Origin of the sequence: Stenotrophomonas sp. Bg11-02 (assembly GCF_002836635.1) — a bacterium.
Classification (GTDB): domain Bacteria; phylum Pseudomonadota; class Gammaproteobacteria; order Xanthomonadales; family Xanthomonadaceae; genus Stenotrophomonas; species Stenotrophomonas lacuserhaii.
On the sequence record NZ_PJAY01000069.1, the window covers coordinates 107169 to 128220 of the forward strand.

Consider the following 21052-nt stretch of genomic DNA (forward strand, 5'->3'; position numbering starts at 1 on the left):
TTGCCTGGGATATGGCCGCCGGTCGATGGGTCGTCGCCTCCGAAGTTGCCACCCGTCGCCCGCGCGTCAAGGTGGGTCGACACGCTTCACTGCGCCCGCTGAAGCTGGCTACTGCAATCGCGCTAGCGTGGAGCGGCGCAGCCACCGCGGAGACGCTGCAGTTTCCCGCGGCTCCGGTTGACATCAGCGATGGAACGCGAATTGTAGACAACATTCTTGTTGCCAACGGCGCGACAGGCGTTGTCAGGGGCGAGGGCGGCACGCTGATCCAGCAGGCAAACTCGTTCCGTATCGGCGGCACTGTGAACCGCGGCACCCAGAATCTGGACCTCAGTGGCCTTTCAAACTACGTCTTCGACAATGCCCAGGGCGCCTACAGTGTTGGTGGGCGCGCTGTTGGCGGCGCTTGGAATCAGACCGGTGCTACTACGGGAGCCGTCACTCTGGCGTCGGGTAGCAACCTCATCCGTGCTTCATACTTCGGCATCGGCGATGTAGGTCGTAGCATCAGCGCGAATGCCACCAATCAGGGCACTGTACGCCTGGGTCAGAACAATACGATCAATGCGGACAGAATCATCGTTGGGGGCAACCAGAGTTCCGGCACCCTGACGTTCCAGGGCCCGGTCACGGAGGGAACCCTCACCCTGAGGGGCTCGGACGGCAGCAGCGCCGTGGGCATCTGGAACATTGGCGTGGGAACCAGCAGCAATTACAGCGGCGCCACCGGAAATGTCGACCTGCGTCGAGGCATGATTGATGCAAAGGTGGACACCCTGAACATTGCGGGCGCGTTGTATGGCAATGCCACTGCAAACGGCACCCTGAGCCTGGGCCGGGGTGTGCTCGAGGCCAATACCATCATGCTTGGCGCACGAAGCGGCACCTCAGGCACTGGCGGCTCGAACGGGCGCCTGAGTATTGGCGAGGGCGGCAGCGTGCTTGCCAACAGCATCACCATGGGCAACCGCACTGGCACTACAGGCACCGTGTCCGCGAACGTCACCCTCGAGGGTGGTGCGCTGCGTGCCGGCAGCATCCTGGCCGGCGCTGGCGCCGGTACCCGTGTGATCACCTTCAATGATGGCGTGCTGGGCAACCGTGCCGCAGGGCAGGACATGTCGGTCAACGTTCCGGTCGTGCTGTCCGCAAGCGGCCAGCACGTGTTCCGCGTCGATGGCGGTGATGCCCTGATGACCGTCAGCGGTCAGGTCAGAGGCAATGCAGGCACCCTGACCAAGACAGGCGAGGGCGTGCTGGCCTTGAGCGGCGCCAACACCTACAGCGGGTCGACGCACGTCGATCAAGGCCTGATCCGATTCCAGTCCGGCAACAACCTGGGCACTGGCAGCATCGTCCTTGATGGCGGCGGCCTGCAGTGGGCTGCTGGCAGCAGGGAAGACATCTCTGCGCGACTGGGGGCACTGGGTACCGCGGGCGCCGTTCTGGACACCAACGGCAACGCTGTCACCCTGGCCACCGCCCTGCATGGGGAAGGTGGCCAGCTGATCAAGCGGGGCGATGGCACCCTGACCCTTACCGCGGACAGCACCCATACCGGTACGACCCGGATCGAACAGGGCGAACTGGTGCTTGGCGATGGCGGCACAACCGGCAACGTGGCCGGCGACATCGTCAACAACGCCCGGCTGACCCTCATCCGTGGGGACCGCATGTCCCTGTCCGCCAACATCTCCGGCGGCGGCGAGCTGCTACAGGCAGGCAGCGGCACCGTTGTGCTGTCCGGCAACGTCGCCCATAGCGGCGGGACCCGGGTGGAGGCTGGCACGCTGCAGGTCGGTGATGGCGGCTCACGCGGCACGCTGGCTGGCGATGTCAGCTTGGCCAGTGGCACGCACCTGGACGTCGACCGCAACGATACGTTCGTGCTTTCCCCGCGCGTCGGCGGCGACGGTGCGCTGCGGCAGGTCGGCTCGGGCACTACCGTGCTGGACGGCGACCACACCTACACCGGCGGCACGTTCATCGCCGCCGGTGCATTGCGCTTGGGCAACGGCGGCGCCACCGGTAGCGTGACGGGTGCCATCAACAACCAAGGCTGGCTGGAATTCAATCGCAGCGACGACTTCGTGCTGGGCAATGCCGTGAGCGGCGCTGGCGGCCTGCTGCAGATGGGTACCGGCACCCTGCGCATCGCCGATGACCAGGAATACACCGGTGCCACCCGTGTGCTTGGCGGCGCACTACAGGTCGACGGCAGCATCCGGTCGGCAACAGAAGTGGCCAGCAATGCCACCTTGAGCGGCAGCGGCACGATTCATGGTGACGTAGTCAATGCCGGCGTCATTCGTCCGGGCAGTGGAAATGACTATGGCCACCTGACCATTCACGGCAACTACGTTGGCCAGCAGGGGCAGTTGGAACTGAACACCTGGCTGGGCGACGACGCATCGCCCAGCAGCCAGCTGGTGATCGATGGCGGCGCCGCCAGCGGCAGCACCACCGTGCGCGTTCACAACACCAGCGACTCGGAAGGCCACACCGTCGGGGATGGCATCCTGGTGGTTGCCGCCATCAATGGGGGCACCACGTCGGCCGAGGCATTCAAGCTCGGAAACTACGCACGAAATGGTGCGTTCGGGTACGGGCTCTTCCGCGGCGATCTGGAGGGCAAGTCGGCCGAGAACTGGTATCTGCGCAACGCCTTCATCGTGCAGCCGCCGGTCGACCCTGTCGATCCGATCCATCCGGTCGACCCTGTCGATCCGATCCATCCGGTCGACCCTGTCGATCCGATCCATCCGGTCGACCCTGTCGATCCGATCCATCCGGTCGACCCTGTCGATCCGACCCATCCGGTCGACCCTGTCGATCCGATCCATCCGGTCGACCCTGTCGATCCGATCCATCCGGTCGACCCGGTTCCTCCGGTGGCCATGCCCATCTTCGGCCGCGAGCTGGCGACCTACGGCACCATCCAGCCGCTTGCGCGCGAGCTGGGAACACTGGCAATGGGCAACCGGCGTGACAGGGCAGAGGCCGCCTCCACTGGCGACACGCGTCGTGCTGCCTGGGCAAGGGTGGCAGGCCGCAGCCTGCACAGCGGGTACGACTCCATCGTTGCGCCCGAAGCGAAGGGCAGGCTGGATGCACTGCAGGTCGGAAGTGATTTCTGGCAGGCTGCCGCGTCGGCAGGCACGAACTGGCGAGCGGGCGGCTACCTGTCGCGCGCAAGCAGCAATGTGCAGGTCGAGGGCATCTACACCAACGATGAGCGAACCCGCTATGTGCGTGGGGCAACCGGCAGCGTTGACCTGCACGCCACCAGTGCCGGTCTCACGCTGACGGGCGTGGGCAGCAGCGGCGGCTATCTGGATGCCGTCGTCCAGCTGACGCGCTACGGCGGTTCCGCCAGCGCGGGCCCGGTCAGCCTCAACACCCATGGCGAAGGCTACCTGGCGTCGCTCGAGGCGGGCCATCCGTTTGTCATGCAGGCCGGTAAAGGGCAGTTCACGCTTCAGCCTGAAATCCAGCTGGTTTGGCAGAAGGTGCGTTTCGATGCAGCGCAGGACGCTGCGGGCCGCGTATCGCTTGGCAGTACGCAGGGCCTTAGCGAGCGGCTGGGCATCAACGGCAGCTGGCAGTTCCAGAGCGCAGGGGGCGTGCAGTGGGCGCCGTACCTCGCAGCGGACGTGTGGCACGAATCGAATGCGCGCTCGGCGGTGACATACGCCGACAAGGATCAGATTCCACTGGAAGCAGGCGGAAACCGAGCTTCGTTGAGCGCTGGCGTTACTATCCGGTTGAATGGCCGCACCCAGCTGCAGATGTCCGGTGGCCGCGAGCGCTCCATTGGCAATGGGAGTGGTGTCAGCCGGGACGGGGCGTTCGGCAACGTCGGATTGCAGGTGCGCTGGTAAAGCCAGCGCATCCTGCCGCCCGGGATGGGGCTGAGCTGGGGTTGTCTTCTACTGCCGCACGCCACACCGCTCATCCTCAGGTACATCGCCAGCAAGCGTCAGTAGCAGCCGGTCCTGTCGCCGACGTACTGCTCCGGCTCACCATTCTGGCGGGTGCGTTCTGCGGCCAGCAGCACTTCCAGCACCACGCGCAGGCCCGTCAGCGAGCAGTCGGCATTGGCCAGCGCCATCTGCCGGCCACGCAGCTGATGCCGCTCTGGCCATGGCTGGCCGTTGGCGGCCACGCCCGAGCCGATGCTGTACAGCAGCGCGATGAGGGTGTTGGGCTCCACGGCAGGCCCGGCCGAGGGTGCCTCGTGGATGGGCTGTGGGGCAGGGGAGTAGGGGGTGGTCATGGCAGGCCTCCTTTGGCCCCGCATACTTTTTGCCTGTACCGACACGCTCTGACCGGGAGTGGGGCAGACGCGCCAAGTGGATGGACGGGGCGAACCCTCGATGCTCCCTTCAGGTCTGCGTCTATCTGCTGCAATCAGAGTGCACTGCGTGGCTGACGCCGCGCGCCACCCCATGGCACTATCCTGGATGCGTCAGGGACGCTTGATAGGTGGGGAGTACATGGGAAGTACACGAAGAGGCCCAACGACGGCCGATGTGGCTGGCTGGGGTTCGGCTGTCGTCACGTTTGGCTTGATTCAGGGCGCGCTCAATCTTAAGGCGTATTGGGGCCACTTTGGCCTTGATCCTTTTCAGTTTGTTGCAGTGAGCGAACGGGCGCTGGCCGGCCTGGCAGGCATCGGCATGGTGTTGTTTCTCATGCTGGTGGCCTTGCTGTTTAGCAGCTGGGTCGATGTGAAGCTGGCGAGCGGAGCCCCCAAAACCAAGCGATTCGCTTGGCTGGGTCCAACGATCTTCTTCACTGGGCTAGGGGCGTTGCTTTGGTGGTCAAACGCGTGGCCTGTGCTGATAGGGCTTTTTCTCACGATCATCTGTGCGCTGGCCGTCCATCTCTCGCCAGTGATACCGACCGCCGTGAAAGATTCCCCTTGGCTGATCTATGCCTTAGTGATGCTGGTCTATGTCTCGTTTGCTTCAAGCTGGCTTGGTTTCGAGCGCGCCAGCACGATTTCATCTGGCGGCGGCAACTATGTGACAACGGTGACTGTTGATGAAAAGGTGCAGCGTGGCCTGAGCCTGATTGGGCGGCTTGGTGACAGCTATGCGCTGTGGGACCCGGCGCGGAGGACGGCCATGCTCGTGCCTGTTGGCGATGTTGGGAGGTTGGAGATTGTGCGAAAGAGCGTGATGCCTGTTGCTGCTGCCAAATAGGGCTCGGTTTCAGTGGACGTAACGTCACGCGCTTTCCGATCGATTGCTGGCGCAGGGCGTGCAGCTTATTTCGCTTGCTTGCTCTGTGCAGGCTCAATTGCAGCCCGCAAAAGGCCCTGGAGCGAAGCCGTTGCCCCCGGCCCCCAAGGCTGCTTTCCACTCAATGTCGAAGAGCACCACGCCCTAAGTGACCTGCAGGACGAACTGGATCTTTGGCGCCGTCATTGGACGGATCGGCGTCGTGATCGGATACACCAACGCCTAACCGCTGTTCCCGGCAAATTCTGAGGGCGTCGGCAAGGCAGATGGCATTGGATTTCATTGTGGCAAAGGCATTCCGGGGTGGCGCCGATCAGTGGCCACCTAGATGCGCGGGTCGGCCAAGGTTTCCCGCTGGTGGCCTTCGGGCGTGAACATGGGGTCGCAGCCATTGCCAAACATAGCCGACGAACCAGGCGATGGCAGATATCCTATTGCGCATAATGTATATTATGTTATTATTTTGCACGGCTGACTCGTCTGGTGAGTGTCGTCAATCTTAGATGTTGTCAGTTTAGCCTTTAACCCTGCCGACGTTTGATTTGTAAGACGTTTTTACCCGCGTACTGACAACAATAAGGCTTGTCCTTAAATGAGCCCTTCCAAGCCCACCGCTCGGAGCTTTTCTTCCGTCGATCTAAGTGAGGATTGCTGCCTTGTTCGTCGAAGCCGCATCCAAGGCGGCCTCGGCCGAAGCGATAAGTTGCTGCGCTAGCATCAGCGCCTCATCAGGTGAAAGCTCAAGCTCCACGTCGCCAATCACCTCGTGATCTTCGTATACAAAATGGCCGTTCTCGGCGGGGCGTAAATCTGAATCCGGATCTATTGCCCAGACTTCTATGTTCACGCAACCTGGATGGATGTTCCGAACTTCAACGTGACCTTGGCGGTAACCTACAGTCTTGGCTGAGATGGTCAGACTCATGTTCACTGCTCCGGATTTATGAGTAAATGTAGCCGCGTCAGCGGCGTACCGACTTTGGACTTGAGAGGCCTCATCCCTCGAAGAGGCCAATAAAAGTGCTGAGGCCACCAACCATTGCAAACCGGCGCTCTAAGCCTAAACCCTCAGACGCCCCAAGGGGTGCGCGCTGCAAGCCAATAGCCCGTCCGGTTTAAGAGCTCTCCCTGGCTGGGTTCGTGGCCTTGGATGATTTCTTCTTGACCCGCTGTTTGGTGCTTGTCTTCCGTGGACCAGGCGTAACCTGGCTTCGCCTAAGCGCAGCCTCTAGATCTGCGGGTAAGTTCTGGAGCTTGGCCAGCTGCTCTTCTAGAGCTTCACATCGGCCACGCTGTTTGTCCGCCCTCTGTACTGCCGCCGCAGTGGCTGAGTGCGCCTTTTCAAGTCTGTGCCGCATCGCTGTTTCAACCGATGTATTCCTTTTCACTGCGCTCGCCAGCTGCGTCTGCAATGTCTTGGCCTCTTGTCTAGCGCGATCGATATCACTCAGCGCTCGATTTTCGACAGATCTGACATGCTCAGCCAGGTTCTCTCGTTCGGATCGCGCCGATTCCTCAGTCTCTTGAAGCCTGTCGTAGAGAGACTGGCGTGAGGCCTCCACTTGCTCAAATCGCTGAATGGCGGCGGTTCGTTGCTCGGCCAGTTCCGCAGCCTGCAGCTGAAGCTGATCGACCAATCGCTGCAATTCGGTGACCCGGGTGCATGCGATGCGTTCCGAGGCAATTGCCGCCTCCGACCTCGCGTGGACAGCGCTCATCTCACCTGCAAGTGCCTTGGACCGGACAAAAAGCTCCTCTTGTTTGAGTGCAAGGTCCTCGCGCACCTCGGAGAACTCAGCAAGGACCGCCTCACGCGCATGTTCTAGCGCTAGCGCCCACCATTGCCCGGCAAGCTTCCCCACCACAGCCGGAGCGTCTTTCACGCCTGGACTCTCAGGGTGCAACCGACTTCCGAGGCTTTGCCACCAGGTCTCCAGCAAGCGGGTTACCGTGTTCGGGGATCCCGTGCCTAGGTGCGCCCGAACGCGCTCCACCGTCGGGCGCTCGCCCTTTGCGACAAGCGCGTCAGCGGCTCTGTGCACGTCCAGTTCCGTGATTCCGCGAGCCATTGAGCTATCTCCTGTGCGGGCGCCCTGCCCCGTTGATTCCGTAGTAGCGATAAGTGATGATTATCGCGGCTACGACTGTATATTCGTAGTGTACATTACATACTATGAGTGATAATTCCACTAGTCCCGCCCTCCTCGAGGGTCGGCAGGGAATCATTACGTCCTGGGCCAAAAACCGCCTAAGCGACTGAAGCGCAAGCTGATTGCTCATCTCCCCGGTGGGTTCTCCCCGTCTATGGGGTCTGTTCAAGAACCTTGGCTGTGTAGCTCAGCGGCGCCACTTCCCTTTCAAGATCCAGGTGGTAATCGCCAAAGCGATTGATGTGGCTGGTCCGATAAGGCGACAAACCGGCCAGGATCTCGGGCGTCAGTTCGATCCCCTCCTTCCGCATCTCAGCCAACGTCCGGCTCATGCCCTCCACGTTGTGGAGGATGATCATGTTCGCCACCAACTGGCTGTACTTGATGATCTTGCGCTGTTCGTGTTGGACGTTCTCAGCAATGATCCCTTGGCTGCCAAAGAACACCCACTTCACGAAGCCGTTGTATTCCTCGCTCTTGTTGGTCGCGGCATTGATCGTTTTGCGGATCTCGTTGTCATCAATGTAGCGCAGCAAGAACAGCGTTCTAACGGCCTTGCCTAGCTCCCGGAATGCGAAGTACAGCTTGTTCTTCCGGCTGTAGGTGCCCAGCCGACGCAGGATCGAGGACGCGGTGATCTTGCCCAGTCGGATTGAGATGACCACCCGCAGCATGTCGTGAAGATGGGTGGCGATCAGTTGCCAGTCAATGCTGTCTCCGAACAGTGCCTGGATGTTCTTGTAGGCCCTTCCCGGCTCCGGCCGGAAGAATGTCAGGTCCTTGATGTTTCGGATCCTGGGCATCAGTTGGATCCCCAGCATGTGGGCCAAGCCGAAGACCGGATAGCTTTGGGCCTGCGTGTCGCCATGGACAATCTCAGGCTGGATGTCGGAAGTGTTGGCCAACAGGCCGTCCAGGATGTAGATGCCCTCGTGCACGCCACAAGGAATGAAGTGGCTGAACAGCGCCACGTATTTGTCGGACACGTGGTAGTAGCCGATGCCGCCATAGCCACCGTAGCGGATGTGGTACTCCGACAGGAGGTTGTCTTCGTAGACGCTCCACTTGGTGCCATCTGCTGATGCGCTCTTCCCGCTGCCCCAATAGCCCGGCAGGTCGAATTTATTGTAGGTATTGATGACCTCTACGATGGCCTTTTCAAGCACATCTTCGGTCACGTATTTGAGATTGAGCCAAGCGACCTGGCGCCGGCTGAAGCCCTTGATCGACCGCGCCGTCTGCGTCGGGCCCAGGTTGCAGCCATAGCAAAAAAGCGTGGTGATCACGCGCCGAGGAAGATCTTCAACCTGGCTCTCGGTGCCGGCGATCGGACGGAAGAAGCGGTGCAGATCCAGCCATTGGCTGGCATCGATCAGAACATCGACGATGCTGGACTCGGGCAGCCGTTCAGTGATGAGGCCGTCCACGGTAGCAATTGCACTGGAGACTTCGGCGCGTTGCCCCTTCCGCAATACCAGACGTCCTTCCAGGATGTCCGCATGCACGTTCTCCGGGAAACGCGCGTCGACCTCATCGGCCAGGGCGGTCAGTTGTGTGCGCAACCCAGCCACGAAAGTCGCGGCGTCGGTGGGCAGGCCTGACACCTGCCCATAGGCTTCCAGTTCCTGTGCCAAGGTGGCTTCATCGACCAGCTGCTCGCGGTAGTCGTCAAAACGCTCGCTGCTGGGAATGAAGAGATCTCCGGACTTCAGCTCGTCTTTGACCTGCACCAGCACGGCCAGCTCGAAGTACTTGCGGTGCATCCAGCCTGCGCCTGCCGCACTGGCCCGCTTGCCAAACACGTGCTGACGCCAGAGCTTGGACATCCAATCGAAGTCCTTTTCCGGGTCCAAACCGAGGGAAGCCACCTCGATCAGCTCACGGCGTTGGTTGCGCAGCGACAGCACCGCTGCGATCAACGGCTCCATTCCAGCATCGTGGCTGGTCGCCCGCAAGTTCATCAGCTCCAGCCCGTTGAACAGTAGCGGCCTGATCGCGCCGTAGGGTTGCAGCATGAAAGGCAGGTAGTTTTTCCCAGCGTAGGCCATATGTTCTTCGCATTCGGCCAGCAAGGTCGACACTTCCGCTTCCAGGCTGTTGTCGATCGCGTCCACGCGCTGGCTATCGCTACCATCGAGCTGATAGGCCTGCAGGATCTCTTTGAGCTGGCCGATGAGGAAGTCGGCCCGTTTGGCGTGTTCGAGCTGATACGCCAGTAGCTTCTGTTGCGCGGTGTTTTCCAATCCACGCACCTGCTTGATGAACAACTCGGCTGCATCACCCAGTGTCTTGGCATGCTGGGCGCGAATGAAGATGGTGGCCAGCGCATAGCGCTTGTCCGGAGCCAGTTCGGCCAGCTCGCTGGCGTCATAGGCCCGAGCCATCGCACGGAACTGCTTGAGCTTGGGCACCGGCACATCGATGGGAGGCAGCTGGTCGGCCAACTGCTGCAGCATGCGGATGTGCTGCAGGTAGAACCGAACTTTCTTGTTGGTGGGCCGGCCGGGCTCGCGCTTGAGTGATTGCCAGCCGGTGAACCTGGACCCTTCCGGTGCGCGCAGCAGTTCGTCGATGAGCGTGCGCGTGGCAGGCGTCAGTGCATGGCTGATGCTGCGGTAGTACCCCAAATTGACCCGCTCGCGGGCACCGATGGCGGCCAGCTCCAGGGTGCGGAAGCCAGGCAGTTCGTAGCGATGGTGCACCAGCTCTTCAAGCAGGACGTTCACGATGTCTGGGATGGTGTGCTTGGTCTGGGCTGCGGCGGTGGCCACCGTATCCAGCCAAGCCAGCCCCGACTTGTCCAAGGGACGTACCCCAATGAACTGCCGAAGTTGTGGCATATGCCGGCGCTTGCTGCCGGAGACGTCATAGCGTTCGAGCTGGTCGGAGGCCAGCACGCGGCCGAGACGTGCGGCCTTGGCGATGTGCTGCCGGATCCGCTCAGGCACCTCCGCCAACAGCGTGAAGTAGCCTAAGCGTTGGAAGAGCTTGAGATGGATCAGTACCGCCAGCTGCGGACCCGGCTGGGCAGTCAGCTGCTTGGCAAAGGCGATTTCAGCTGCGGTAGGGGTATAGACCTCCTCCAGTTCCTTGGCGGTGGGATCAGGCTTCAGTCGCGGGTAGGCGGTCTCGTGAAGGGTAGCCATTGGATCCGGAGGTTGTGAGGGGAATCAGTCCCAGTGCCGGCCGTCGTCTGTACTGAGTGACGCTTCCAGGAAACACTGGTGCGTATCGGCCATGCGGTGCATGTCATCGAGCAACGTGGCCAGGATTTCATCCAGATCCCGGTCGGGATCGGTGGGAACAGTCAACCGGTACTCGCTGCTGGCGGTGTTCAGGCGCATAGCCTTGAACGGGGCCAAGCAGATCTCTTCGATCCGACCCCGGGCTCTGGCCGCGCCGCGGCCGGCGCGGGCAAACGGGGTCAGCACCAGGCGTAGGCGCAGCTGCAGGGCAGATTTGCCCTCGGGCGCCGGCAGCACCATCGTCGGAGCTGGCGCGGTTGGGCTGGGCAGGCTCGCTTCAATGCGATCCCGGGCGAACGGGTCACGCCCGTCCAGGTAACGCATGGCCGAGTGCACATCGCGCCAGCCCACGTACTCCATCAGCGCCTTCATATCCCAGCCTTGGTCGTTGGCCCAGCTGGCAAACCCGCGGCGCAGCGAGTGGCTGCTGTGGAGCCCCGCATCCGCAAAGCCCGCACTGGCCAGCAGCTCGCGCAGCAGGCGCACCAGGCTGTTGGGATGGAGACCTTCGGCGCTTACCTTGCCCCATTGGTTGACTGCACGAAACACCGGCCCTTCTTGCAGGTCAGCCGCCTGCAGCCAGGTTTGGGTCGCCTCCACCGGGCACAACCGCGACAGCGCCGGCACCTTGTAGGTGACGCCGGCTGCCTGCCGATCACCCTTGCTGCGTGGCAGGAAGCAGGTCATCCCCTGTCCCGGCACCAGCGTGAGATGGGCCACGTCCAGACGCAGCAGTTCATCGCCACGGAAGCCCCGCCAGAACCCAAGCAACACCAGCGCTCGGTCGCGTTGATGGCGCAGCACCGCAGCTCCGTCGCCCCGGGCATGTGCCGCAGCGATCGCCGCGGCCAGCCAGTCATCGAGCTCGACCAGCCGCCGAATCTGGAGCGGCGCGGCCTGCTTGACCTGGCCCGGGTGCAGGGTCTTGATGCCTTTGAGGACCTTGCGCACCAGCGGCGACCGGGTGGGATCGACAAACCCATGATCGCGATGCCAGGAGGCAATGGCAGCCAGCCGCTGGCGCAGCGTGCTCGCAGCCAGGGTCTGCGCGTATGCGGCCAAGTACCGGGCCACGCTGTCCGGGGTGGCCGGCAGGTGACCCTGCCAGTCGACCTCGAAGTGCCGCAGCGCCGAGGCGTAGCTGCGCACCGTGTTCTGGCGCGTGGCCGCATCGAGGTAGCGGTCCAGTTCGGTCACTGGCGCGTGGCCTCCACAGCGGCCGGCTGGCGCAGCGTTGACAGGATGGTGCATTCGGCCCGCTGGCCGCCATGGCAACTGGCAATCACCCGTTCCAGCTCGCTGGCCATGCGCTGCAGGTCGGCCATGCGGGCGCGCACGTCGGCCAGATGGCTGCGGGCCAACCGGTCCACGTCCCCGCACGAAAGCTCCTCATCGCCGGCCAGCTGCAGCAGGCTGCGGACCTCCTCCAGGCTGAAGCCCAGGTCCCGGCCACGCGCAATGAAGCGCAGCCGCTCGATGTCGGCCGGGCCATAGACCCGGTAGCCGTTGCCCGTGCGCCCCGGGCGCGGCAGCAGCCCGATCCGCTCGTAATAGCGAATCGTCTCCAAGTGGCATCCGCTGGCGTCGGCAGCCTGACTGATTTTCATTCGTAGTACGCTTGACTCCGTAGTAGCTACGGACTTTACGCTGAACCCGTATCCGCCGCCACTCCGGCCGCGGCGCTGCGTGTGACGACCATGCCACTGCCCAACGCCTTGATTCGCTACTGCCTGATTGCCTTGCTGATCGGCTGGGTTCTGCCCGCTTCTGCTCAGGCGGAGCCTGCCGCAGCAGACCTGCGCCAAACCTGGCAGATGCTCGATTACATCGCGGTCGACTACCCCGGCGCGGTCCAGGCCGGCCGCGTAATTGCCCCCAACGAATACGCCGAAATGAGCGAGTTTGCCGGCGCCGTGCGCAGTCAGCTGGGAGCATTGCCCGGTGGCCAGAACCAGCAGGAGCTGACGACCCAGGCCGACCGCCTGGTCCAGGCGGTGGCAGAGAAGGCCGACCCTGCGCAAGTGGCAACGTTGGCGCGCGGGCTCGGCACGGCGCTGTTGGCCCGCTACCCGATCGGCGCTGTTCCGGCGAGCCCGCCGAAGACCTCCCAGGCCGCGTCCATCTACAGCCAGCAGTGCGCGGCCTGTCACGGCCCCACGGGTTACGGTGATGGCCCCGCCGCGCAAGCGTTAAGTCCGCCGCCGATCGCGTTCACCGATGCCACTCGCGCCGCGCAGCGAACGCCGCTGTCGTTGTACGAGGTCATTTCCCAGGGTGTGCCGGGTACCGGCATGGTCAGCTTCTCTGGGCTGTCAGAAAGTGATCGCTGGGCGTTGGCATTCTATGTGGGCAGCTTGGGGTACTCCTCGCAAGCCAAGGCTCAAGGTGAGGCGTTATGGCGCACCAGTGCCGAGGCCCATACGCACATTCCCTCGCTCGAAGCGCTGACACGCACGCGAGAGGCCGATCTTGCCACCACGATGCCCGCCGATCAGGCAAACGCGATCATCGCCTACCTGCGTTCGCAGCCACAGGCAGTAAACGAAGCGGTACCAGGAGCCGATCGCTTTGCGGTGGCGCGGCAGCGACTGGCCGCCAGCCAGCGCGCTTACGCTGATGAGGACCTGGCTCAAGCCAAAAAGCTTGCGCTCTCGTCCTATCTGGATGGTGTAGAGCCGCTTGAACCCACGCTGGCCACGCGCAATCCGTCATTGCTGCGAGAGATCGAGACGGCCATGGCAGGCTACCGCGCGCAGCTGGATCAGCATGCGCCCGCGGCTGACGTTGCCGGGCAGGCAGCGCAAATTGCCCAGCTGTTTGATCGCGCGGACGTGGCGCTGCAGGACACCCGAATAGGCGCCAGCACCGCGTTTCTGGGCAGCTTTACCATTTTGGTGCGCGAAGGACTGGAAGCGCTGCTGATCGTGATTGGCATCGTGGCGTTCTTGCGTAAAGCCGAGCGGTCTGATGTGTTGCCGTATGTGCATGCGGGTTGGATCTGCGCGTTGTTGGCAGGCGCAGCGACCTGGGCAGTGGCCACTTACTTTGTCGATATCAGCGGTGCGAACCGGGAAGTCACTGAGGGCGTCTCGGCCTTGTTCGCTGCCGCTGTCCTGCTCAGCGTAGGCATCTGGATGCACCAAAAGAGCCTTGCAGGGCGGTGGCAGGAGTACCTGCACGCCAAGCTGACGACTGCGCTGACACGGCGCTCGGCTGTTTTCCTTTTCATGCTGGCCTTTGTCGCGGTGTACCGCGAGGTGTTTGAGACGATCTTGTTCTACATCGCGATGTGGAGCGATCAGGCGTCCACCGCCATCCTCGCAGGCCTGGTGGCGGGAATCGCGGTGTTGGCTGCGGTGGCGTACTGGATGCTGCGCATGAGCAGGCGACTGCCGATTGGCCGGTTCTTTTCGATCAGCTCGATTCTCATCGCGGTGATGGCGGTCATCCTGATAGGTAAAGGCGTGGCCGCGTTGCAGGAAGCGGGCTGGATCTCTCAAACGCCGCTCGCGTTGCCGCGCATCGAATGGATCGGCCTGTATCCCACCTGGCAGTCGCTGCTGGCGCAGGTACTGGTAGGCACCGCCGCTATCGTGGGGTTCCTCGCCAATGCCCGTTCCGGTGTGCGTAGACAGCCAGGCGCAAACAAGCAATGAAACAACACAGCAGAGGACCAGGACATGAGTGATTGCGGGTGCCACCACGAAGCCAAGAACAAGGAGGAGCGGCGCATCCTCTGGATCGCCTTGGTGCTGAATGCAGCGATGGCCGTGATCGGCGGCATTGCCGGCTGGATTGCCCATTCCACCGGGCTGCTGGCTGACGCGCTGGACATGCTGTCTGACGCCACCGCCTATGCCATTGGCCTGGTCGCTATCGGGCGCACGGCGCGCTTCAAGGCCAACGCCGCGTGGGTCAGTGGCAGCGTGCTGCTGGTGCTGGGCGTAGGCGTGCTGGTCGAAGTCGGCCGCCGGGTGATGTACGGCGCCGAGCCGGTCAGCGGTTGGATGATCGGTACCGCTCTGGTCTCGCTGGCCGTGAACCTGAAAGTGCTCCGTATGCTCGCCCCCTTGAAGTCCGGCGAAGTGCATCTGCGAGCGACCTGGCTGTTTACCCGCGCCGATGTGGTGGCCAACGTTGGGGTGATTCTGGCCGGCCTGTTGGTGTGGTGGCTGGCCAGCCCCTACCCGGATTTCGTGATCGGCGCCCTGATCGGCCTGTATGTGATCAAGGAGGCTTTCGAGATCTTGGGTGATGCTCGCCGGGCGCGTGCCGACGCGCGCAAAACGCCTGCATGACAGCGCTTGGCCGGCTGAGCTGTGGCCTGCGCTGGCTGCTGCTGGCGCACTTGGCCGTGGGCCTTGTGACGCAGCCGGTGCTGGCAGTGGTTGGCGAGCTCCATGCTCAAACCCATCTGGCCGCGGCCGACCATGACCCGGCAGTGGCATCACCAGCTTCCGAGCGTGGCGTAGACGCCGCGCTGCACCGGCTACAGCAGCTGGTGCTGTGCTGTAGCCAGGCCGCGCCGGCTCCAGAAATAGTGTTGGCCATTGCTCATATCGGCTGGCATTGGCCGTCGGCGACAGCCCATGCGGACAGATATCGGCATGAGCACCTGCTCGCGCCGTTCCGGCCGCCGATCGCAGGGTGATGCGCGCCGGCGTGCGCCGGATCCCTGTTGGATATCGAAAATTCTGGAGTACTTCATGCATGTGCGATTGGCGGCCCTGGCCGCGTGGCTACTGTTGAGCGCGGCGGCAACGCCGGCGACAGCAGAAGAGCTGATGACCTTGGACGACGCGTTTGCACGCGTGGCCCAAACCCACCCCGAGCTGCGCCTGGTCGATGCGCGGGCCACCGTGCTTGCGGCCGAGCGGGACCAGGCCGTGCAGCGGCCACCGTGGACGTTGGGGGCGGAGGTTGAAAATGCGCTGGGCACGGGCGCGGCCCGTGGCCTGGACAGCGCGGAGTTGACCTTGAGCCTGAGCTCGGTCCTGGAGCGCGGCGGCAAGCTCGACGCCCGCCGCACCTTGGCCCAAAGCCGGATTGATGCACTGGCCGTGCAGCGCGAGACCGGGCGGCTGGACCTGCTCGCCGAGACGGCGCAGCGCTATTTGGCCGTTGTCGGTGCCGACCGGCAACGTAGCCTGGCGAACATGGATGTCGGCCAGCGCCAGCGGACCGTCGCCGCTGCCCGGCAGCGCCTGCAGGCTGGCGCGTCTCCCGAATCGGTGGTGCTCACCGCACAAGCAGCACTGGCGCGAGCAGAATTGACCCGTGATCGGGCCGAGCAGCAGCGTATTGCCGCCCGACAGCACCTTGCTGCCCTCTGGGGCGAACGTGCTCCGAGCTTCGAGGTGGCCGCGGCCGATCCCATGGTCCTGCCGGCGATCGCGTCCATGCAGTCGCTGGCCGAGGAATTGGAGCGCACTCCCGAGTTGGCGCAGTTTGTCGATGCCCGCCGGATCGCGCAGGCACGACTGCAGCTGGCGCGTTCGGCGGCCTCGCCGGACCTGTCCTGGCAGCTCGGTGTGCGCCGCCTGCAGGAGACCGACGACACCGCGCTGGTGGCCAGCCTGTCCATGCCGCTGGGCAGCCGCAGCCGCGCACAGCCGGAGATTCGCGCCGGCGAGGCCGAGCTGGAGGTCCTGACGATCGAGCGCGAGGCCAAGGGCCTGTCGCTGTATTCCACCTTGGTCGAGGCCCATGGCCGCTACACCGTGGCGCAGGCGGAGGTGGCACGGCTGCAAGGCGACGTGCTGCCGAAGCTGGCCCGGGCTGAGCAGGCCGCCGAGCGCGCCTATCGCGCCGGCGCGATCAGCTACCTGGAATGGGCACAGCTGCAGTCCGAACGCACGGCCATGGCCCAGCAGCAGCTGGAGGTGGCGCTCGATGCGCAGCGCGCCCTGATCGAAATTCAACGACTGACCGGACAGGCGCTTGTAACGCCGGCGGCGGCCGCTTCCACCGGAGAGACCCCATGAATCGCTTTTCCTGGACCGCACTGGGCATGGCCCTGTTGCTAACAGCCTGCAATGCGTCCGCCCCCAACGAAGCCTCCGAGGGCGCCGCCGCCGCTGAGGGCGAAGAGCACGGCGAGCACGAGGAAGCGCCGCTGGAAACCAAGATTGCCGCCAAAGCTGCGCAGGCAGCGGGTATCCAGGTCGCACCGGCAGGCCCCGGTGAGATTGCCGATGAGCATGAGGTGCAAGGGCTGTTGACCCCGATTGACGGTCGCATCGCGCAGGTCACGGCACGCTTCCCCGGACCGGTCCGCTCCGTGCGAGCCGGCGTGGGTGATCAGGTACGGGCCGGCCAGGCACTGGCCACGGTAGAGAGCAATCTGAGCCTGACCACCTATACCGTCACTGCGCCAATCAGTGGCGTGGTGATGGCGCGCACGGCCGCCGTGGGCATGGCGGCGGCTGAGGGCGCGCCGCTGTTCGAGGTCGCCGACCTATCCAACCTGTGGGTGGACCTACACATCTTCGGCGCCGACGCCCAGCACATCGGTGCCGGCGTGCCGGTGACGGTTACCCGCTTGAGCGATGGGGTCACCGCACAGACCACCTTGGAGCGCGTCCTGCCCGGCACCGCCACCGCCAGCCAAAGCACCATTGCGCGCGCCACCGTGGCCAACACCGATGGCCTGTGGCGGCCGGGGTCGGCGGTGAAGGCGCGGGTCACCGTGGATCGCCAATCGGCCGCGCTGGTGGTGCCGATCACGGCGCTGCAGACCGCTGAAGACCAGGACGTGGTCTACGTGCAGCAGGGCGAGACCTACCGCACCCGGCCGGTGAAGCTGGGGCGCCGCGACGCCGAACGCGCCGAAGTGCTGGAAGGCCTCAAGGCCGGTGAACAGGTGGTGGTGGCCCAGAGCTTCCTGATCAAGGCCGACATCGAAAAGTCCACCGTGGAAGAGGAATGAGGCCCGCCATGCTCGAACGCCTCATTGGGCTGTCCATCCGCCATCGCTGGCTGACGCTGGTGCTCACCGCTGCGCTGGTTGCGCTGGGCGTGTGGAGCTACCGTCACCTTTCCATTGACGCCACACCCGACATCACCAACGTCCAGGTCCAGATCAACACCCAGGCCCCGGGTTACTCGCCGCTGGAGGCCGAACAACGGGTCACCTTTGCCATCTAAACGGCCATGGCCGGCTTGCCCAAGCTGGATTACAGTCGCTCGCTGTCGCGTTATGGGCTCTCACAGGTCACCGTGGTGTTCAAGGACGGCACCGACCTGTACTTTGCCCGCCAACAGGTCGCCGAGCGCCTGCAGCAGATCGCCTCCCAGCTGCCTGACGGATTGGACCCGGAAATGGGGCCGATCTCCACCGGGTTGGGCGAGATCTTTATGTACACCGTGGAGGCCGAGCCCAACGCTCGCAAGCCCGACGGCACCCCGTACACGGCCACCGACCTGCGCACCCTGCAGGACTGGGTGATCCGGCCGCAGCTGCGCACCACGCCCGGCGTCACCGAGGTCAACACCATCGGCGGCTTCGAGCGGCAGATCCACATCACTCCCGATCCAGCTCAGTTGGTGGCGCTGGGCTTCACGTTGAACGACGTGGTCGCCGCGGTCATGCGCAACAACCAGAACATTGGCGCCGGCTACATCGAGCGCAATGGACAGCAATTCCTGGTGCGCGTTCCCGGCCAGCTGGCCAATCTGGAGGCGATCGGCAACATCGTGCTGGACCGCCGCGATGGCGTGCCCATCCGGGTGCGCGACGTCGCCGGCGTCGGCGAAGGTAAGGAGCTTCGCACCGGCGCGGCCACCCAGAATGGCCACGAGGTCGTGGTCGGTACCGCCTTCATGTTGTTCGGCGCCAACAGCCGGGAAGTCTCCCAGGCGGCCGCGGCCAAGCTGGATGCCGCCAACGCCAGCCTGCCTGCCGGCGTCCATGCCAAGGCCGTCTATGACCGCACCGCGCTGGTGGATCGCACCATCGGCACGGTGTCCAAGAACCTGATCGAGGGCGCGCTGCTGGTGGTGGTGGTGCTGTTCCTGCTGCTGGGCAATGTGCGCGCCTCGTTGATCACTGCGGCGGTGATTCCGCTGGCGATGCTGTTCACCATCATCGGCATGGTGCGTGGCGGCGTATCGGGCAACCTGATGAGCCTGGGCGCGCTGGACTTCGGCCTGATCGTGGACGGGGCGGTGATCATCATCGAGAACTGTCTGCGCCGGTTCGGGGAGGCGCAGCACGCGCTGGGCCGCCAGCTCAACGATGAAGAGCGCTATGACCTGACCGCCTCGGCCACCGCCGAGGTGATCCGTCCCAGCCTGTTTGGCCTGGGCATCATCGCCGCGGTCTACCTGCCGATCTTCGCGCTGTCCGGGGTGGAAGGGAAAATGTTCCACCCGATGGCGATCACGGTGGTGCTGGCCCTGACCGGTGCCATGGTGTTGTCGCTGACCTTCGTGCCGGCGGCGATCGCCACCTTCCTGCGCGGCCGCGTGGCCGAGCACGACAACCGCCTGATGCGCTGGTCGCGCGCCCGCTATACGCCGCTGCTGGATTGGGCACTGCGGAGCCGGGTCGTGGTGCTGGCCGGCGCGGCCGTGCTGGTGGTGGGCTGTGGCGTGCTGGCCACCCGCCTGGGTTCGGAGTTCGTGCCGAGCTTGGATGAAGGCGACATCACCTTGCAACCCATGCGTATTCCCGGCACCAGCCTGGAGCAGTCGGTGACCATGCAGGAAACGCTGGAGAAGCGCCTGGCCCAGTTCCCGGAGGTGGCCAACATCTTCTCCAAGATCGGCACCGCAGAGGTGGCCACCGATCCGATGCCGCCATCGATGGCCGACACCTTCCTGATGCTCAAGCCCCGAGACCAGTGGCCCAACCCGCGCAAGCCCAAGGCCGAGCTGGTGGAAGAGCTGGAGGCGGCAGCCAAGGAAATCCCGGGCAGCAACTACGAGTTCACCCAGCCCATCCAGATGCGCACCAACGAGCTGATCTCCGGCGTCCGCTCGGACGTAGCGGTCAAGGTCTACGGCGACAACCTGGACCAGCTGACACGCCTGGCCAGCCGGGTCGAGCGGGTCATGCGTAGCGTGCCCGGCGCCGAAGACGTCAAGGCTGAGCAGGTCTCGGGCCTACCGCTGCTGACCATCACGCCGGATCCGGCGGCATTGGCACGGTATGGCCTGAATCCGGGCGATGTGCAGGAGACGGTGGCCACCGCCATCGGCGGCAGCGTTGCTGGCCAGCTCATCGAGGGTGACCGCCGCTTCGACCTGGTCGTGCGCCTGCCTGAATCGCAGCGCCAAGACCCCGCTGTGCTGGCAGACCTGCCCATTCCGTTGCCGGCAAGCACCAGTGTCGATGAGTCCAGCCGCCTGGCTGCCGGCGCCAATGGTGAGCCTCGCACGGTGCCGCTGCGGGAAGTGGCGAAGATCCAGGTGGAACGTGGGCCCAACCAAATCAATCGCGAGAACGGCAAGCGGAGGGTGGTGATCACCGCCAACGTGCGCGAACGCGATTTGGGCGGGTTCGTTGGCGAGCTGCGCACGCGCATCAGCCAGGATGTGACGCTTCCAGAGGGCTACTGGATCGATTACGGCGGCACCTTCGAGCAGCTGATCTCGGCGACCCAACGTCTGGGGGTGGTGGTCCCAGTGACACTGGCGTTGATCTTCGCCCTGCTGTTCATGGCCTTCGGTTCGGCCAAGGATGCGACCATCGTGTTCAGTGGCGTGCCACTGGCGCTGACCGGCGGTGTGCTGGCACTGGCCCTGCGCGGGATTCCGCTGTCGATCTCGGCCGGCGTGGGCTTCAGCGCGCTGTCGGGCGTGGCCGTACTCAACGGCCTGGTCATGATCGCTTTCATTCGGCGCTTGCGCGAACAGGGTGATCCGCTGGACGAAGCGGTACGCGACGGCGCCCTTGGCCGGCTGCGACCGGTGCTGATGACCGCCCTGGTGGCTTCACTTGGGTTTCTGCCCATGGCCTTGAATGTCGGCGCCGGCTCGGAAGTGCAGCGACCGCTGGCCACTGTCGTCATCGGCGGTATCGTATCGTCCACTGCGTTGACCCTGCTGGTGCTGCCGGTGCTGTACCGCTGGCTGCACCGCGACCGCGCCACCGCTGGCGATCGCACTGCCTTGGAGTCCCCATGAACGAGCTCAACCTGGAACAGGTGCGTGCGGCGATGTTTACCGACCCAGGCGTGAAAGCGGTGGACGACCTGCGCCTGGTCGCCGGTGAGCATGGCCGTGCGATCGCGGCCACCATCACCGTCGCTGCGCCCTCGGTCGACCTGGATCTGGTGCACGCGGTGACCGCCCGCGTGCTGGCCGATCAATTCGGCATCGATCAGGTGATGCTGTGCTTCAACGACCCGGGCCCGGTGCCGCCGCCACCCACCGCAGCACCCCTGAAGAAAATGTAACCACTGCTGGC

At 64.1% G+C, this 21052-nt stretch carries 13 protein-coding genes and 2 pseudogenes; 9 read left to right on the forward strand and 6 right to left on the reverse strand.

Features of this window, described 5'->3' with window-relative positions:
- Positions 1-11 precede the first annotated feature (11 nt).
- Entirely contained in the window at positions 12-3881 is a 3870-nt protein-coding gene (locus CXG43_RS17020; protein ID WP_198552987.1) for an autotransporter outer membrane beta-barrel domain-containing protein, read from the forward strand.
- A gap of 113 nt (positions 3882-3994) precedes the next feature.
- Here the strand turns inward: CXG43_RS17020 and CXG43_RS17025 are convergent.
- Positions 3995-4276, reverse strand: a pseudogene (locus CXG43_RS17025) (hypothetical protein); the annotation flags it as partial.
- 148 nt (positions 4277-4424) lie between these two features.
- Between CXG43_RS17025 and CXG43_RS17030 the strand changes: the two are divergent.
- The gene (locus CXG43_RS17030; RefSeq protein WP_232767850.1) at positions 4425-5207 is read left to right on the forward strand and encodes a hypothetical protein; all 783 of its coding nucleotides are present in this window, start codon (positions 4425-4427) and stop codon (positions 5205-5207) included.
- Positions 5208-5883: 676 nt separating this feature from the next.
- Here CXG43_RS17030 and CXG43_RS17035 read toward each other — a convergent pair.
- The 5 genes from CXG43_RS17035 to CXG43_RS17055 all read right to left on the reverse strand — a co-directional run bounded on the left by CXG43_RS17035 (position 5884) and on the right by CXG43_RS17055 (position 12248).
- A complete protein-coding gene (locus tag CXG43_RS17035) occupies positions 5884-6171 on the reverse strand; it encodes a hypothetical protein (RefSeq protein WP_157824969.1) in 288 nt (95 codons plus the stop codon).
- 190 nt (positions 6172-6361) lie between these two features.
- Positions 6362-7315, reverse strand: coding sequence for a DNA-binding protein (locus tag CXG43_RS17040; protein ID WP_101101121.1), 954 nt, complete (start codon positions 7313-7315; stop codon positions 6362-6364).
- Positions 7316-7548: 233 nt separating this feature from the next.
- Positions 7549-10542: a Tn3 family transposase gene (locus tag CXG43_RS17045; protein ID WP_101101123.1), complete on the reverse strand. Its 2994-nt coding sequence runs from the start codon at positions 10540-10542 to the stop codon at positions 7549-7551.
- A gap of 24 nt (positions 10543-10566) precedes the next feature.
- Positions 10567-11838 (reverse strand): site-specific integrase, encoded by a 1272-nt coding sequence (locus CXG43_RS17050; protein WP_101101125.1) that lies wholly within the window; start codon positions 11836-11838, stop codon positions 10567-10569.
- Positions 11835-12248, reverse strand: coding sequence for a helix-turn-helix domain-containing protein (locus CXG43_RS17055; RefSeq protein WP_101101128.1), 414 nt, complete (start codon positions 12246-12248; stop codon positions 11835-11837). The genes CXG43_RS17050 and CXG43_RS17055 overlap by 4 nt, the downstream gene beginning before the upstream one ends.
- A 90-nt stretch (positions 12249-12338) precedes the next feature.
- On the opposite strand from CXG43_RS17055, the gene CXG43_RS17060 reads away from it, so the two are divergent.
- The 7 genes and pseudogenes from CXG43_RS17060 to CXG43_RS17090 all read left to right on the forward strand — a co-directional run bounded on the left by CXG43_RS17060 (position 12339) and on the right by CXG43_RS17090 (position 21041).
- Positions 12339-14297 carry an FTR1 family protein gene (locus CXG43_RS17060; protein WP_101101130.1) on the forward strand — a complete coding sequence of 653 codons (1959 nt, stop codon included), beginning with the start codon at positions 12339-12341 and terminating at the stop codon, positions 14295-14297.
- 24 nt (positions 14298-14321) lie between these two features.
- The gene (locus CXG43_RS17065) at positions 14322-14939 is read left to right on the forward strand and encodes a cation transporter (RefSeq protein ID WP_005413376.1); all 618 of its coding nucleotides are present in this window, start codon (positions 14322-14324) and stop codon (positions 14937-14939) included.
- The gene (locus tag CXG43_RS17070) at positions 14936-15292 is read left to right on the forward strand and encodes a hypothetical protein (protein WP_101101132.1); all 357 of its coding nucleotides are present in this window, start codon (positions 14936-14938) and stop codon (positions 15290-15292) included. The genes CXG43_RS17065 and CXG43_RS17070 overlap by 4 nt, the downstream gene beginning before the upstream one ends.
- Positions 15293-15347: 55 nt before the next feature.
- The gene (locus tag CXG43_RS17075) at positions 15348-16625 is read left to right on the forward strand and encodes a TolC family protein (RefSeq protein ID WP_101101134.1); all 1278 of its coding nucleotides are present in this window, start codon (positions 15348-15350) and stop codon (positions 16623-16625) included.
- Positions 16622-17569, forward strand: coding sequence for an efflux RND transporter periplasmic adaptor subunit (locus CXG43_RS17080; protein WP_101101136.1), 948 nt, complete (start codon positions 16622-16624; stop codon positions 17567-17569). The genes CXG43_RS17075 and CXG43_RS17080 overlap by 4 nt, the downstream gene beginning before the upstream one ends.
- 8 nt (positions 17570-17577) lie before the next feature.
- Positions 17578-20769 (forward strand): annotated as a pseudogene (locus tag CXG43_RS17085) (CusA/CzcA family heavy metal efflux RND transporter).
- On the forward strand, positions 20766-21041 hold the full coding sequence (locus tag CXG43_RS17090) for a hypothetical protein (protein ID WP_101101137.1): 276 nt from the start codon (positions 20766-20768) through the stop codon (positions 21039-21041). The pseudogene CXG43_RS17085 and the gene CXG43_RS17090 overlap by 4 nt, the downstream one beginning before the upstream one ends.
- The last annotated feature ends 11 nt before the right edge of the window (positions 21042-21052 follow it).

Bases quoted from the DNA above. Each gene is read 5' to 3' on its own strand.
- CXG43_RS17070 (WP_101101132.1), top strand. From the start codon at position 14,936: ATGACAGCGCTTGGCCGGCTGAGCTGTGGCCTGCGCTGGCTGCTGCTG.
- CXG43_RS17055 (WP_101101128.1), bottom strand. From the start codon at position 12,248: ATGAAAATCAGTCAGGCTGCCGACGCCAGCGGATGCCACTTGGAGACG.
- CXG43_RS17045 (WP_101101123.1), bottom strand. From the start codon at position 10,542: ATGGCTACCCTTCACGAGACCGCCTACCCGCGACTGAAGCCTGATCCC.
- CXG43_RS17080 (WP_101101136.1), top strand. From the start codon at position 16,622: ATGAATCGCTTTTCCTGGACCGCACTGGGCATGGCCCTGTTGCTAACA.
- CXG43_RS17020 (WP_198552987.1), top strand. From the start codon at position 12: ATGGCCGCCGGTCGATGGGTCGTCGCCTCCGAAGTTGCCACCCGTCGC.
- CXG43_RS17040 (WP_101101121.1), bottom strand. From the start codon at position 7,315: ATGGCTCGCGGAATCACGGAACTGGACGTGCACAGAGCCGCTGACGCG.
- CXG43_RS17075 (WP_101101134.1), top strand. From the start codon at position 15,348: ATGCATGTGCGATTGGCGGCCCTGGCCGCGTGGCTACTGTTGAGCGCG.
- CXG43_RS17035 (WP_157824969.1), bottom strand. From the start codon at position 6,171: ATGAGTCTGACCATCTCAGCCAAGACTGTAGGTTACCGCCAAGGTCAC.
- CXG43_RS17065 (WP_005413376.1), top strand. From the start codon at position 14,322: ATGAGTGATTGCGGGTGCCACCACGAAGCCAAGAACAAGGAGGAGCGG.
- CXG43_RS17060 (WP_101101130.1), top strand. From the start codon at position 12,339: ATGCCACTGCCCAACGCCTTGATTCGCTACTGCCTGATTGCCTTGCTG.
- CXG43_RS17090 (WP_101101137.1), top strand. From the start codon at position 20,766: ATGAACGAGCTCAACCTGGAACAGGTGCGTGCGGCGATGTTTACCGAC.